Raw genomic sequence first — 16,587 nt, forward strand, 5'->3', positions numbered from 1 at the left:
GATGGGCTTCGGTGGATGGGCTTCGGTGGATGGGCTTCGGTGGATGGGCTTCGGTGGATGGGCTTCGGTGGATGGGCTTCGGTGGATGGGCTTCGGTGGATGGGCTTCGGTGGATGGGCTTCGGTGGGGTCAGGCCTTGTTTTCGGTGTTCAGGTTGAGTTTCCGTTCAATGTTTGTAGCGTCTTGACGCCACCGTGAGGACTCCTTGTGTCGTTTTACCGCCCGACGGACCAGGTTTGATACGCTGTCCACGCCCGACAGACCAAATCGCGGTCCCAACTCTCGCAGCGTGGCCGGCGACCATCGTCGGCAAAGCCACGCCGCCATGTCGCGGCCCGCCGCAGTGCTTCGGAACACCGCGTAGTCCGCCGGCTCCACTCCGTGGTAGGCAGCCGCTGCCGCAATGATCTCATCGGCTCCGACACTTCCCAGTCGCCTGGATGTGCTCTGCTGGCGAACCACGTCGTCTCGGTCAGCCAGCTGGATCATACGGCGCAGAAAGTCTTCGCTTCCGAAAACCCACTCGCGTAGCTCGGTCTTGAAAGGGTCGTCAGGGACCTCTAAGCCGGCTTTGACATAGCGGCGATACGCAGCTGCAGGGTCCTTGCCTCCCACCGCCGCATTCCAGTAGGTATGTAACTGGTCGTAGGCAATCCAGTCGGCCCGTTTTGACTTCCGCGCGTAGCCCGCAAAACTGCTATGGGGCCAAGACTCTGGATCCGCGACCAGCGGGCGAGTGCCGCTGCAAGGATTTAAGTGGATGTAACGGCTGAGCGTCCAGTAATAGCCCGCATCTTCGACCAAGAAGGCCTTGTAGCGGCCCTGGTAGAGATGCCCGGTCCGCTGATTCCGTTTGGCATACCAGTTTGCGTAACCGGAAAGCCAATGCTGCATGCCGCGAGCCAAATTGGGCTCAGGGGTTTGGATCAGGGCATGAACATGATTGGGCATCCAGCAATAGGCCAGCACGATCCACCCGCTTCGCTGGACCTCGTCGTGAAGTCCCTGCGTGAGGCGATCGTAGTGTCCTTGATCGTGAAACAGTTTGCGCCGCCCGTCCCCGCGGGTGACGATGTGGTAGTTGGCGCCAGGAAACTGGATCCGGGGCGGTCTAGGCATGGCAAACCTCCGGTATGAAAAGCAGCAACCGCCAAGCTACACCTCTCGAACACCGAACACAAGGCCTGACCCCGGCGCAGCCTTTCCCGGTGACCCCCACAAGGCCTGACCCCGGCGCAGCCTTTCCCGGTGACCCCGGCGCAGCCTTTCCCGGCGCAGCCTTTCTCAGGAAGTGCACGATATGTGCCTGTTTCCCCTGGGAAACGTGCACATATCGTGCACAAATTACCTTTCTTCCTGGAGGGGGACACTCTGCGAAGCTAGGTCTTGAAAACTAAGGCAGGCATCCGATAAACCACATTCGTTTTTTTGGGTGCCGACAAAATGCTGGCAGTGCCGCTTAGACAATCCAGCTGAATTGACACAAAATCACTTTTCCAGAGTGTTTGGTGCAAGTCCGTCAATTGAGACGCGCGGTTGTAGTCGAATTCGGCCAGTTTGGGAGCAACAGCATGCCCGCCGGACTGCGATTGCTGAACGATCGACGTCAACCGATTCAGGTAATCGTATTCATAGCCATTTTCGAAGTCGTCCACGCCACCGGAGATCACGCCGCCTAAAAGCGTTCCCCCGAAATTGGCCCCCAGTTCAATGCGGTTGCCTCGATTGTCGAATTCACGGCTAAAGTTGATCGCAATCGAATGGTGGTTGGCATCAGCCAACTTTCGCCAAGAAGAATACCACCTTCTGCTTGCCTAATTAGGCATTTCGGTGTCCGACACCTTTTCCTCCTCCGCGCGCGTGAGCGCGGTTGCGGAGCGATCGTTTCAGGTTTCTGCGAGCCGTTAGCATTAACCCGGCATTGTGTCCACGTCGCCACGTTTATCACCTTGTGCGTCGTTCATGAAACTAAGAACTTGTTCTCCGCCTTTATTGAAAACCAAGACCAATATATCACCTGATTTCAATATTTCCTGCGCAACAGTCTCCGCCTCGCTCAAAGTGTCAACTGTGGTTGCGCTGTTGCGGCTAAGCTGTGAATATCCAAACGATTTTTGGTCCAACACAATGCCGGTATTCGGGTCGAGGGCGACCAATGCAAATTGCCCTTCATTCAAGTATGAAAAACGCGACATTTCTATTTCACCAAAGGTTTCGTTGGAGCAGGCGTTCCCTTCACGGTTCCGATCACCAAAACTTCTGATTCACGGACCCACACGCCTGGATGCGTACCCCAAATCAGCATATTTTTTGTATCGGGACTCGGCACGATGCGCCACGGATGTACCGCCGCGGTAATGACTGTCCCGCTTTCTTGACCTAGTCTTCCGGATGCAAAATTCCGTGAAACACGGCAGTCGGTTGTCCACGAAGTAAAGATGGACCTGAGTGTGGCTCCTGACTTCGCATTGTGGTCAAGAGGCGTAGCAGTGTCTTCACGGAGATACTGCCACCACGGTCTATTGGGCTTTGCGATTCCTTGTCGTGCCAAGCGGCTTCCGTGATTCGATCCGCTAACGCCTCGCGTGATCAAAACACGCTCAGCACTCATGACACCAGCAGCATTGCCTGAGAGGCCAAGGGTCCCCAATCCTGCCTGCAACGGATTACCGTTGTAAACGCCTTGGCCCGTCATCGAAAGATTCTGCGTGGTGTCGAATACGAACAACGCTTTCCCAACGCGACCCGGTGCGGTCGCAGCCTTCCCGATACCAAAACCGGTTCCAAATTCTGTCACACACTGATAGCCACTGACTGCTAGGTCATATTGACGGGCCTCTCTAACCTCGATCGGCGGTGTTACGATGTCGTAGTCTGTTTTGAACCCAAGAGAGAAAAGGCTTCCCGCGGCACGCGACACACCGTTGACAGCTGCATAGCTATCAACACGCTGATTTTCCAAATCTTGTTGAGGTGTAATTCCCGAACCGGGGATTGCTGAAGGAAGTATGAAATTTGCGAGGCCACTCGGGTCGGTCTCAGTAGTCGCTTGATTCCCCACGTACCGATACAAGTTCGCATCGCCTGCTGCGAACCCAATCGGGTCTTTGCTGAGCCAACGGCCTGTGGCCGGGTCGTACCAACGAGCTCGGTTGTTTTGTAGACCCGCGTCGGCGTCCCAGTCGCGGCCCGTGTAGCCGAACAGCGCGTCGATCGCATCGGGATGGCTGCTGGAGATCGCGGTTCCTGAAGCGTCGTAATCCTGCTCGACGATTCGATTGCCGAAGCTGTCGTAGGCGACGTGCTGGCGGATCTCGCCGTTGTTGTCCACCAAGTCACGTACGCTGCCCAGGTGATCAGTCAGCGCCCAGTAAGTCTCACCGGACGTTGCAGCCGCGGTCGTCGTTGAGATCTCCGGGCCTGCTCCATCGGCATACTGCTCGTCGGCCAGCAACTGGTCCACCATCTCGCCGTACAGGTAGCGACTAGACAGTGTGAACGTCTCGCTCGTCGCCTCTCCGTCAGAGTCGACAGCACGCAGGACCGTCTGTCCTTCCGTCCAGACAAACGCTTCGTCACGATCAAAATCGCCATCCCCGTCGCTGTCCAGTCGTTTGCCGGCGCGATTGTCAAAGGCAACGTAGATGTTCTCGATCTTCTGCGTCAAGCGATTGTCCGCGTCGTACTGGAACGTGAAAGCGGCCAGCAAATCAGAGCTGCCCAGCGAGGCGGGCAACGCGGAAGTCCCGTTCCAATTTTCACCCGAGGAGATCTCCGTCGCTCCGTGGGGGATGCTGCTGAGCCGACCAGCACCATCATACGCCGCGCGGCTGTGAAATTGAACACCATCGGCGAGAGCCCGTGGGTGCTGGAGACCTGCGTTGGAAATTGGTAAAGCGATTAAGGGACAAAATGATTAAAATTCAAAGCATCTCGAGCCTGGGAATCATTTTGCCGTCCTGTCTTAGATCCGACGAATTCGTCTTGCTTGCGAAACATCGTCTCCGCAACTTGCTATGGTTCAAAGCATGATAAAGCCCGCTTGCTTCGACGACTCGTGGTGATCGAGACATTTCAATAACCTGGCACCTGTTCCCGCTGAAATAAAGAGGTTTGACCCATTTGATTTCTTGACCCATTTGATTTCTGACCCATTTGATTTCACCCGGAGCCACGAGTGTGACTCCGGCGACACCCGAGTAGGAAACCACTCGCCGCGGGAATCGGTTACGGCCGTTTTGGAGACGGGAAAGAAAACATGCCCGTATTGTTGTCTCTTGGGTTGTCTATGGTATTTTGGGGAACACGAAAACGGACACTCGACAATGTCGCTCTCCGCCAGAATCGTTCGACCGTTAAAAATAAGCTCTCCTGAGAACGAATGGAAAACAATGATGAAACAACTTTTGACGGCAATTGCGTTCGTGTTTGCGTTCATGCCTCTGTTTGCGGCAGCATCAGACAAGCCAAACCTCATCTTCGTGTTGTCCGACGATATTGCGCAGGGTGACCTCGGGGCCTACGGCCAGAAACTGATTCAGACACCGAATCTAGACCGACTCTGCAACGAGGGAACGCGGTACCTGTCTGCCTATACAGGTACCAGCGTTTGTGCACCGGCACGTAGTTCGTTCTTTACCGGATTGCATATGGGGCACTGTCCGACGCGGGCCAACCGCGAGATCCAACCAGAAGGGCAACGCCCGCTTCCGGCCGATACGGTCACGATTGCGAAAATACTGAAAACCGCGGGGTACAAAACCGCGACGATGGGCAAATGGGGCATGGGCATGTTCGATACGTCGGGCAGCCCGTTCAACAACGGCGTGGACCACTTCTTTGGCTACAACTGCCAGCGACATGCCCACAGCTATTTCCCAAGCTATCTGTATAACGATGACCAGCGTTTTGAAATCCCTGGAAATCAAGGCGGCAAGAAACAAGTTTACGCACAGGAATTGATCCAGCAGGATGTGCTGAAGTGGATCGATGCGAATTCCAGTGATCCGTTTTTCCTGTTCTATGCGATCACGCTTCCTCACGGACGTTTCGAAATCGACGATCAGGGAATGTATAAAGACAAACCATGGACTGAGACAGAAAAGAACTACGCGGCCATGGTGACACGGATTGACTCGGACATGGGCGAACTTGTCGAGCTGCTCAAGGCGAAAGGGATCGACAAAAACACGCTGATCGTCTTCTCCGGTGACAATGGCTCGTCGTTTAATCCAAACACGGCAATCGGCAAACGTTTCAATCAGACGATGGACGGCAAGCTGCGTGGATTCAAAAGGGGGATGTATGAAGGAGCGCTGCGTCAGGCGGCGTTCGCGTGGTGGCCTGGCACGGTTCCCGCCGGCCGCGTGACGGACGAACCGTGGGCGTTCTGGGATTTGCTGCCCACGTTTGCCGAGCTGGGACAAGCCGAAATCCCTCAGGACTTTCAACCTGACGGTTACTCGTTAGTCAATTTCCTCGAAGGTGGACCGGCACCTCAACGGGATTATTTTTATTGGGAATTGCATGAGAACCGACCGGGACCAATCCAGGCAATCCGCTGGGGTGATTGGAAAGCAGTTCGCCCCGCCCCGGGGGCTGACATTGAACTGTATGATCTCGCCAATGATCTGGGCGAAACAACCGACTTGGCCCAATCCCACCCCGAACTGGTTAGCAAAGCGGTGGCAACGATGAACGAAGCCCGCACGCCGCATCCCGATTGGCCCGATCCGGCCACCGCAGCGGCGGCGAAAAAGAAGTCGCAGAAAAAGTAGTGTTCTTGGACAACAGGAATACAGGTGGGACGGCTCATTAGCAGGTGGGGAAATCGTTGCCCGCAATTCGCTGCAAACGGCTGCGGAGAATTAACAGTAAGTTAATTTTTTGCGGCCTGTTTGATATTTTTGCGCCCCGGCTCTCATTCCCTTCGAGCCCATCGATTAGGCTGGCTTGAATTCGCTGTTGGCCTTTTCAACTTGCTTCGCTCACTCGATAGGTTCCTATGTTTCTTAAAAACGCTTTTCCAAGATCCTGTTATGTGCGACCTTGGATCGGACGCTTCTGCTTGCTCGGATGCATCACCGTGCTTGGCACTTCATTTAGCGTTTCGGCGCAAGCGGAAACGTGGACCGACGCAACCGGCAAATTCTCGATCGATGCAAAGTTCATCGGTGTTGAGGGCAAGAGCATCGTTTTGCTCAAGGACAATGGTGCCAAAATCAGCGTCCCGATCGCGAAGCTCAGCCGGGAGAGTCGTGATCAGGCTCGCAACGCCTATGAGCAAATGCGAAGCGAGCTCAAGCAACCTGCACAGTCATCGTCGGAACCGGAGTCTGCAGTAGCACCCACTGTCAACCGAGCGTTGGATTTTGAACCGCCCACGCCGCCTCCGGTCGATCCGATGCCGCCGTTCCCCGACAACTTGTCGGTGCGTGAAACGATCAACTTTGCCAAACAACAATTCCTGGCGGGGCATCCCGAAGTATTGTGGCATGCGTTGCCCGAAGAAATGCGTGCCACATTTGATGACAACCGTTTCCGCAGCGAGGTTAGTCCGTTCGTCGATCAGAGCACCGCTCTGCAGTCCCAAGTCGAACCGGTTGTCTTCAAAGCGATCGAAGTCTTGGTCACCAAGAAACCGTTTGTGCTTGGCTCGCCCTTGTTGGACCAGGTCTCGACAGAGGTCATGCCGCAAATCGAACAGGCTTACGATCCCGCCGTCGGCGTCCTGTACGAGCTGGTTGATTTCGCTTTTTCATTTGATATGACAGGGGAGCGTACCCTTTCGCAAGCGATCAACTACCACGGCCCGCGTCTCGGCGGTCACCTGAAACCCTTGTTCCAGCTAGCTCCGCCGGGGGCAATCGACGGATTCCTCGACTCGTTGACGATCGAGCAGATCGATGATGACCACGCCATCGTGCGAGTTCCCCAGACGGAAGGTCAACAACCGGCGAGTGACTTTAACTTTGAGTTCACATCGCGTGAGGCCAAGCTGGTTCGTGTCTCGAACCGCTGGGTCACCGAGACGCAGTTCAGCCAATGGAAAGAATTGAAATCCAAGCTCGAATCGGGGGAACTGAAACAATCGATGGAGCAGGCAAAGGCGGATAGTGCTGAGAGCATGCAGGGAGCTGCGATGATGGTCGGTATGTTTACCGGGATGGCGAGCACGGTATTGGATTCACTACTGGCGGCCGAGTCGCAACAGGAATTTGACCAGGCAGTCACAAAAGCGGCAACGATGCTAAATTTCGGAGCCGGAAATGCCGGCGACGGGGCAGGTCCCGAAATGGAGTTTGGTTTCAGCGGCGAAGACAGCATCCAATTCGAGATCTCCGAGTCGATGGAGAGCTCCAGTGCACCCGCAGGTGCAAAGAAGGTCCCATCAGGTCCGGCGCCGGAGGGCTGGAGCTTGGATCTCGCTGGATTGGAAATTCCCTCCACGACGGCTTCCGGGGTCGCCGCCGGGATGCCCACCACGATCAACGACTCGAGGATCCGCGATGGGATCCTCCATCTGACGCACCGTGATGGCAACCAGGACGTTCATTCATGGATCATCTTTTTGTTCTTGGACGAGGACGAGAAACCCGATGGTAAGACATTTGACGTCAACGCAAAATCAGGCTTCTCGTCGCCTCATGTGCATTTCCGCTATAGCACGGCCGATGACGGCTTGGAAACGGAGATCTTTATGAGCGAATACGCAATGCGGCTTGAATTCGGCCAATCGGCCGACGGCAAACTGCCTGGCAAAATCTACCTGTGCTTGCCCGATGCGAACAAAAGTTTACTGCGAGGAACCTTCACTGCCACGATCGAAAATTGACAAGCAGCGAGAAGTACGAAAAGAACTTATGGGGTTGCGGCGTCGCTGCGCCCGGGTTCGCGGTGGAAAACCACGCTCTGGCGAGCGTAGCTACGCCAGGCAAATGCACGCAGGTTCCGTGCGGCCGGCAACACGTGATTGGTTATTGCTTCAGTTCGTCAGCCGGAGCCTTGCCGAGAGGCCCGCTTGCTACGACTTGCTTCGACGGTTCGCGGTGATCAAGGCATCTCGATAGCCTATCCACCTGCTCCCGAGGAAACAAAGAGGTTTGACCCCTTTGTTTGGGTGACATCATGCTTACGCACGATTCAAGTGGCATTTTTTCCTGATGCGTTTTGCAGCGTGTTGGCAAGGCGATCGAAGTCAGCGTCGTCAGCAAATAAGGCGGACGATAGCGTTGTTCGTTTACGTCGTCCCGATAACTGCAAGTGCTTGACGAACCCCAGGTCGGTCGTGCGGACGTTGATATCGGTCAACGGCATCGACCAACCGGCCCCCAGCAATAGGCCTCCTGGAATCGTGATGTTGCCATCGGAAATCGTGATCGACTTTGGGGGACGTGATTTGGCGCGAAGCAGCGTGACCGACACGACTAGTCCAGCGATAGCCAGCAGCGAGCCAATCAGGAGCACGGTCCAGGGAGGCAACGGAGTTCCAGCGACCTCCAGCGAATCACGCAGCAGCCAAGCCAACGGCAGTGCAAAGATTCCCGTGGCTAATGTCACCCACGCGACCCAGGCGTGACTGGAGCGGAGTTTGCCGTAATCCCAACGCAATGACCGGTTGTCGATCGAGCTTGTATTCATACTACGGGGCGTTCGTAATCCATACAGTTGATTGGCCGCTTAAGGACGGATTCACCTTGGCGACGTTGGCCACAATCTACCCGATTTGCTGTCTACCAGCTCGTTAGTCTACCAGGACGCGAACAGGTGATGCAAAATGAGTGTAAGCATGAACAGTCCAGCGAGTGAAACAGACGGATGCGGTTGATGCGAAGATCGCCTTGACAAGGGTGACGGGCACAAGACTCCCTCGGCTGCGTCTCGGAACACGCAAATGGCGTCATCGTTTGAGTCTATAGCGTCGGTCTGGCACCCTGTTCCGCCTCGGATTTTCATTGGGCTCTGGCTCCATTGAAAATCAATCATTGGCAACGATAATAATCCTTCTTCAAGGTGGGGCGTCTATGCCTCGACGTTTGCCTCTGCTTGCTTTGGTTTACATCCATGAGATCGTTCTGCAAGAAAACATTTGCTAAACGGCGTCAACGTCGTCTTCACGTTGAACGTTTGGAACACCGTACGCTCCTGGCCGCCTTCATTTGGAATACTGACCAAAGCGGTTCTTGGCATGATCCCAGCAACTGGAGTGGCGGCGTCGGCGTGCCTGGCGTCAATGACACGGTGACCATTGATCGTGGTGATGCCAATCCCGTCATCACGATTACGAGCGATATTCGCATTGAAAGCCTGCAAACGTCCGAGTCGATTATTTTGTCAGCCGGCATGCATGTTGACGGTCACGCGCAGTTTTTGGCGGGAGCGGTCCAGTGGACGAGCGGATGGTTGAGGACTGACAATGTCAGCATTGAGTCGGACGCTTCCCTACAAATCAGCGGCGCGGAAACCAAGCAGTTCTCAGGAACACTCATCAATCGCGGCAGTGTGTTTCAACACTCCGCACTCCACTTTCCACTCAATAACACGACGCTGGACAACGGACCGTTGGGAATGTGGCAAATGGATGGTCCCTTCATGAGTGACACTTCGCGTAGCATCGTGTTCAGCAACGAGGGCACGATCGAAAAGGTCGGCGAAAATACGACCGCGTTCCTCGATGCCCACCGCTTGGACCACCGTGACGGCAGTCAATTGGTCGTCCACGAGGGCACATTGGCACTTGGTCGTTCAGGTACATCGACCAATCCATCTACCGGAGTCAACATCACCGTCGCCGAGAATGCGAAGGTGGTGCTTCAACCAGTCCAGGCCTACTGGAGCGGACGCTTTAGCGGCGACGGTGACGGACGCATCGAGTTTGCCGATGGTCTAATCCACGCCCGCGACGAAGGGGTGACTTTGGACTTTTCCGAGGATGTGTTTCATTGGATTGGTGGTGACACCTACGGATCATGGACTAATCTTGGCAGCATCACGATCGATGAGCCAACGGAAAAACGTCCCTTCGGAGGACTGCAGAATCACGGCCGCGTCACGATGCTCAGCGGCAGCCAATTCAACTCGAGTTCGGCTGGTATCAGCAACGCATCCGATGGCGTGTGGGAGATGATGGGGACAGCTCAATTGGGCGGTCAAACCTTTCATGACGCGGTCTTTTATAATGAGGGGCTGTTGCTAAAAACGGGGGCCGGCACCGCTGGAATTGTTGACGGCGGGGTGAGCATCGTTCATCTCGGCGGAACCATTCAAATCGACGCAGGGGATGTAGTCGCGGCACATCACTCCAGCTATCTCAGTGAAGGCGGGGTCTTTTCCGTCGCCGATGGTTCCACCCTCCGCATGCAGGGGTCTTGGAAGACAACCGGGCGCTACGCCGGCGATGGCGGCGGCAAGGTCGTGATGGAAGCAAGACTGCAGTCGTCCTCGCGTGACATGGTGCTCGATTTCCCCGCAGACTTTTTTTACTGGTCCACCACCGACCAGGCCCAATCAAGTGGCTGGATTATCAATGAAGGGCATGTCACGTTTGAAAATCCGCAGGAATCGATCCAAATCATTGCCACCTTGGTCAATGAAGGTACGATCCTTCAAACGTCTGGAACGCAACTTCAGCTTCGCAATTTTTCGACCACCATCAACCGTGGCAATTGGGAAATCCAAGACGATACCGTGTTGGATTTTCACCAATTCGACGGTCTGGCCGCCAGTTTCTTTAATTTCGGTTCGCTGACCAAAACCGGTGACGCACAGTCACGTTTTGTCTCTGCGGGAAATCAATCACGTTTCCACAACAATGGGTTGGTGGAAATCCAAGGAGGTGATTTACGGCTTCAAGGTGACATTGTCGCCAACGTCGACGCGAATCAGGGTCGTCTGTTTGGGGGCCGATGGATTGTTCAATCCGACGCGTCGTTGGACATCGTCGATCGTGATGGGCAAACCATCCCGCTATCGACTAACGAAGCGGCGGTTTCGCTCGAAGGTGCGGCAGCCTCCTTCCCCGCGATCCGGACGGTGCAGCGAAACGGTGGCCGCTTGGTGCTGCGAAATGGTGAATCGCTTCGCGCCGACGCCGACTTTATCAACGGAATGCCACGATCCTCGGCGGCCATCCTTCACCGCGGCGCCACCTTGAACATCCGAACCGTGGGGATTGCGGTCGATCCGTCATCGGGTTTGCTGATCACGCATACTCGCAATGAACGCGTCAATGGCGAACCGGTTTTTCGCGTTCTCAATGACCGATCTCAACCAGCCGGCGACGTGATCATTCAGCCGGGCGGTGCAGTGGATCGAGCTGGAATCGACATCACCACGCAGCCCATGGCAATCGGTAACACCACCGTTCCGGCGGGAACGCTGCTGTTTATCCATAGCGACCTGGAAACACCGACCGTGTTCGCGATCGAGATCGCCAGTGGCCAAGTGTTGGCGACCGTCGAGATCCCGGGTCTTCCAAGCGGCCAGCGTGGGATCGCCGAACATCCCGGCCGCGGAACGCTGTTTCTGCTAGGTGGCGATTCCCAGATACGCGAAATCGCCTCGGCCAGCGGCCAAATTCAAAACGAGTTTTCAGCACGTCCAACCGGCAGCACGCTGTCTGCTGTGACATGGGGAGGCATCGAAGTTGATGCGGATACCGGCAACCTGTGGGTCGTTGGCGACAGCGGTCGAGTGCATGTGTTGTCCGCGACCGGCGAACTTGTCTACGAGATTGAAATTCAATTCGCTGCGGGGGCAACCATCGGTTTGTCGGACATTACGCACGATGACGAGACCGGTCAAACGTGGGTCAGCACGGAATCCGGCGAATTATTTCTGCTTGGCGTTCCTGCGGTCGGAACATTTGGATCACTCGAGCTATCGTCGGATGTGGATGTCATCGTTGCCGGTGACTTTACCAACACGGGATGGTTGGACTTGGCGGTAGGCGGTCGTCCCCATGCCGATCGATTCAGCGAGATCATTATTGATGGCAATGCGACACTTGGCGGCACGCTTCAGTTGCGATTTGACCAGCCCTTTGTGTCCGAGGCGACCGACCCGTACCCGGTCCTGCAGTACGCCGGACGCGATGCCGGCGCGTTTGATGATGTTTACGCAGGCGGATTCGAAGTCGTAAGTGAAACGACGCGGGTGGTTGCGTTTGCGGATCGAGCCCCCGTGATTGACTTGGTTGCGACCGCCGTCGATGGGCCAACCGTGGCGGTCGCCAATGGCCAAGCGACCCTCACCTACCAAGTGGTTAACCTAGGCAACGACGTCGCGACGGGCCCTTGGTATGACGAGGTCCGATTAATTGCGTCCGAGGCCAGCAACGGTGAGGACGACATCGATCCAGTCGTTTACCAAGAGTTGATCGTCGGCGGCGGCAACGTCGCCGAGGGGATCACCATCGCGCCGGGGCAATCGCATTCGTTTTCGTTGACGGTCGATGTCCCCGGCGTCTTGCCTGGATCGTATCGATGGATCGTTGATCCAAACCGACGTGGCGATTTGATCGAAGTTGGTGGACGCGGCAACAATTCCGGTACGAGCGAGTCCGTCGTTCGATTGGAGGTCCCAGAGTTGCGAAATGACGGAACCCCAATTGCCGCGACGTTCCCTCGCGAAGATCATCCACTGTGGTATCAAATCGTCGTGCCGGCCGAGGCGGAGGTCGATGTGATGTTAACGATTCCGGCCGCCGGAATGACCGTCACAGAGCTTTACGCCGCGCCCGACTACATTCCCAATCGTGTCAACTTCGTTGCGCGCCACCAACAATCTGGGCAAAAAGATTCGCTAATGACATTGACCGGTGGCGAACAGGACCAGGTATGGTACATCGCGGCACTGCCAGGATCATTCGACTCGGCCGCCGCGGAATTCGAACTCGTCGCCAACGTGTTGCCGCTACGGATCAACAACGTCGCCCCGTCGAACGTTGGCCATTCCGGCGAAGCAACCTTGCAGATCCGTGGCGCACGGCTTTCGAAGAACCTCACCTATCAGCTTATCGATGCCGACGGCAATCGCCGCACTGCGGTCCGAACGCACGCGATCGATCGCACATCGGCGACCGCCACCTTTGAACTCGGTGGCTTGCATCCGGGCGACTACGCGGTGGTGGCAAGCGATGGAAATGTCGACCTGTTTACGCTTGCTAATGCGGTCACCGTCGAACCTACCAAGCCGGACCGCTTGATCACGCAAGTCCGCGGATCCACCCGAGTCCGTTCGGGCCGAACGTTGTCGTACGAGGTTCACGTCACCAACGAATCCAACGTCGACGTCCCGATGCCATTCATCACCGCGCGCGTCGATGGCGGTGGCGAGTTGCAAGTGGCATATGATTCGGTTCATTCCGCTGAGGAATTGTTTTTGTTCCCGGGGAATGTGATCCCTGGTGCCAGCGTGATTCCGGCTGGTGGATTTGTTTCGCTACCGATCTATTACCAAGCTCCGCTGGATGAAGGTGAGTTCACGATCACCGCCTGGGTCAACTCGGTCAATGATACTGATTTTGCCTCCACTCCGCTGGATTGGGACCGGGTCGCAAATGGATTGCGTCCGGACGGCAACAGCGAAGCGTCCTGGAACGCTTTTGTCGCCCGCGAGCGGGCACGCTACGGTGAAACGTTCGCAGACTTCTACGCGTTTCTTTCGGCTCAAGCCAACGACCTCGATGCCAAAGGATTCATTCGCAGCGTGTTTGTTAACGGGCAATGGCAATTTGATTTGCCAGCGTCGGATCCGGCGAACAACGCAATTCGTGGCATCTTTGACGAATCGGATTCGCTCGCTGAGCAATTTGCGTTGGCGATCGGAAACAATCCGCGGGGCCAAGGCGAAGAGACAGGCGGTGGCGACTCACGCCAAGACGTCTATGCCGTCGTGGTAGGCAATCCCGATAAAACACTCCCCGGTGCAGAGCTGGACGCCGAATCTTGGTCGAGCTTTTTCTCCAAAACGCTGAACCTTGACACAGGAAACACGGCTGAAAACGATATTATCGTGCAAACACGCGGCACCACCGCGGACGAATTCCTCAGCAACATCGAAGCGACCAAGGCCAAGGCCGACGAAGATGATTTGCTGGTTGTCATCTATGCAGGTCACTCAGAGTGTCGCCTCAACAAGCAAGGTAATTCCATTGTTGGCGGAGACATCCTTCTTAGTAAAGGTACCAGACTATCGGGAAGTCAGCTTGATTCAGCATTGGCCGGCAAGACCAAGACGATCGCTCTGTTTGATTCATGCAGATCGGGTGCTGTCGCATCCGAGATCACCTCAGCCAATATCACCACGATTGCCGGGGCCGATGCATCGAGGAATGTCCAAGATGAGGCATCGCTCAGCCGACACCTCGTTCCGCTGTTGGTCAAAAACCCCAGCGGCAATCTGCTGACATCCTTGGAAACCGCCTCGGATCAAATGTTTGCGGCGGGGATCCGATATGCATCTCCCGAACAGCAAAAGATGCTAATGAAAGTCAATCAATTGTTGCGTCCCAATGGCATCGCCAGTGATCCCAACAAGACGCCAGCGCAAGTGCGTCAGGAGTTCAATGACTTATTTTTATCATCGCCAATCGATTTAGACGGCGATGGCAAATATGACTATTTCGCCTTTGATACGGACCTTGATGGTCGCTCCGATACAACCGTGCCTGATGTCAATGGCAATGGCGAGCTCGATCGCGGCGACTATCCGCGATCTGAAAAGAAATTTGAAGACCTTGAACCGGCGCAGCAAGCCAGCTTCGATGAATTCGAGCGATTGCGTGAGTTCGAATCACTCAAACGCAACCTAGGTTCAGCCGCCTTCCCCGAATTGGATACCAGCGAAACCTCCATCTCGTTTGACAACGTCGATCCGAAGAAAGGTGGCGGAGGCGGTGAAGAAGGCGGCGAAGATGGAGGGGATGGCGGCAAAGACAAAGACAGTCTGACGAACCAAACCAGTGAAGAACAAAAAGACCGCGGTCCCGGAGACAAGATCCGCGGTGAACGTGGGCGTTCATTTGACCCCAATGAAAAAGTGGGGCCGGCGGGCGCGGGCAGCCGAGGATTTTTGGCCGACGCCCGCAACATGAACTTCCAAATCTTTTTCGAAAATGATCCGGAACGTGGCAGTTTGCCAGCGCAGGAGGTGTTCGTCACCGAGGTGTTAGACGAGGATTTGGATCTGTCCACCTTCGCACTGGGCGATATGGTTGTGGGAGACCGCGTGTTTAAAGTTCCCGAAGGTCGCAGTTACTGGACAACCACCGAACCCATCGTCGTCGACGGCTACCCAATCGATCTGTCGATCGAAGCCGAATTGGATTTTATCACTCGCACGGTTAGCTGGACCTTTGCGTCGCTCGATCCAGCCACTGGGGTGCTGACAAACCTTTTCGAAGCTGGCTTCCTACCACTTAACGACGAAACGGGCCGTGGCGAAGGACATGTCAGCTACCGCGTTTCAGGTTATAGCGGCGATGCAACAGGAACCCAGTACAGCGGAGCGGCCGAGATTGTCTTTGACGTCAATGAACCAATCATTACCAACAGCACGCTCAACGCGATTGATCGTGACGCCCCGGTCAGCTCCGTTGCCAACCTTCCGGAAAAGTCGTTGACTCGATTTGAAGTTTCCTGGTCCGGCGATGACGGCGACGGCGCGGGAGTGGTTGGTTATGACATCTATGTTTCCACCGACGGTAGCGAACCTTCGCTGTGGATGAGCGGAACCACCACAACGTCGGCAATTTTCCACGGCAACATCGGTTCTACTTATTCGTTCTACAGCATGGCAATGGATGCGGTGCGGCGACGCGAGCCACTTGGCGCGATGCCCGATGCGACCACGCTTGTTGCTGGCGGCCCCTGGACAAACCCGTTGGACCGTTTTGATGTCGACGACCGCGATGGCGTGACCGCTCTGGATGCCTTGCTGGTTATCAACGAATTAAGTCGACGATCGGTGATTGATGTCGATGGTCGGTTGCCTAATTCACGATCGATCGAACTGCCGCCCTCCTATTACGATGTCAACGCAGACGGATTTGCGACACCGCTCGATGCGTTGCAAGTGATCAATCAGCTTGGGCGAATCGCACCATCATCGGCCACTCAGCACGATGGGGAATGGGCATCGCAATTGGAAGTGGAATTGCAACCGGAAACACTACCTACCGCGTTCGATTTTCATCCTTCAGCCCAACGTTTCCGTAGCGAGATTGTCTTCAATGAGCTGGATCGTTTCGGTGGGGATCAGCAACATCGATCGCGGATCCATCCGTTTGCGGTTTCAGAAAACTCTCCACCGAAACAGGTCGAGGCAAATGACGACTGGTTCACCCAACTAGGTCGCCCCGACGCAATTTCAGTCGACTTGAGCGCAGAGCTGGATCTGCTTGAATCGATCACATTTGATGACAGCCATCTGAATCGGTGATTGCGAAATACTGCCATCTGCTTGGCAGGAATAACCGCCTCTGCACGCCGTGGCTACGCTCGCTAGAGCGTGGATGATCGCATGGCTATTGTTTTTGGCAAGCTGATGGAATCGGCGGTTGGTGGTGTTTTCGCGTCGCGGGGCGGA

At 55.6% G+C, this 16,587-nt stretch carries 8 protein-coding genes; 3 read left to right on the forward strand and 5 right to left on the reverse strand.

Annotation, left to right across the window (positions count from 1 at the left end; genetic code table 11):
- Nucleotides 1-129: 129 nt before the first annotated feature.
- The 4 genes from ABEA92_RS26720 to ABEA92_RS26735 form a co-directional block, all read right to left on the reverse strand.
- Nucleotides 130-1,119: a transposase gene (locus ABEA92_RS26720; RefSeq protein WP_345688082.1), complete on the reverse strand. Its 990-nt coding sequence runs from the start codon at nucleotides 1,117-1,119 to the stop codon at nucleotides 130-132.
- 260 nt (nucleotides 1,120-1,379) lie between these two features.
- Entirely contained in the window at nucleotides 1,380-1,781 is a 402-nt protein-coding gene (locus ABEA92_RS26725; protein ID WP_345688084.1) for a hypothetical protein, read from the reverse strand.
- A 129-nt stretch (nucleotides 1,782-1,910) separates the two neighbouring features.
- Nucleotides 1,911-2,195 carry a hypothetical protein gene (locus ABEA92_RS26730; protein ID WP_345688086.1) on the reverse strand — a complete coding sequence of 95 codons (285 nt, stop codon included), beginning with the start codon at nucleotides 2,193-2,195 and terminating at the stop codon, nucleotides 1,911-1,913.
- 2 nt (nucleotides 2,196-2,197) lie between these two features.
- Entirely contained in the window at nucleotides 2,198-3,736 is a 1,539-nt protein-coding gene (locus tag ABEA92_RS26735; RefSeq protein WP_345688088.1) for an RHS repeat-associated core domain-containing protein, read from the reverse strand.
- 655 nt (nucleotides 3,737-4,391) lie between these two features.
- On the opposite strand from ABEA92_RS26735, the gene ABEA92_RS26740 reads away from it, so the two are divergent.
- On the forward strand, nucleotides 4,392-5,777 hold the full coding sequence (locus ABEA92_RS26740) for an arylsulfatase (protein WP_345688090.1): 1,386 nt from the start codon (nucleotides 4,392-4,394) through the stop codon (nucleotides 5,775-5,777).
- 263 nt (nucleotides 5,778-6,040) lie between these two features.
- Entirely contained in the window at nucleotides 6,041-7,834 is a 1,794-nt protein-coding gene (locus ABEA92_RS26745; protein ID WP_345688092.1) for an SHD1 domain-containing protein, read from the forward strand.
- Nucleotides 7,835-8,142: 308 nt separating this feature from the next.
- Here the strand turns inward: ABEA92_RS26745 and ABEA92_RS26750 are convergent, their stop codons facing one another.
- On the reverse strand, nucleotides 8,143-8,640 hold the full coding sequence (locus tag ABEA92_RS26750; RefSeq protein ID WP_345688094.1) for a hypothetical protein: 498 nt from the start codon (nucleotides 8,638-8,640) through the stop codon (nucleotides 8,143-8,145).
- A gap of 423 nt (nucleotides 8,641-9,063) precedes the next feature.
- Between ABEA92_RS26750 and ABEA92_RS26755 the strand changes: the two genes are divergently transcribed.
- Nucleotides 9,064-16,440 (forward strand): DUF7619 domain-containing protein, encoded by a 7,377-nt coding sequence (locus tag ABEA92_RS26755; RefSeq protein WP_345688096.1) that lies wholly within the window; start codon nucleotides 9,064-9,066, stop codon nucleotides 16,438-16,440.
- Nucleotides 16,441-16,587: the final 147 nt, after the last annotated feature.

Source organism: Novipirellula caenicola (genome assembly GCF_039545035.1).
GTDB lineage: Bacteria > Planctomycetota > Planctomycetia > Pirellulales > Pirellulaceae > Novipirellula > Novipirellula caenicola.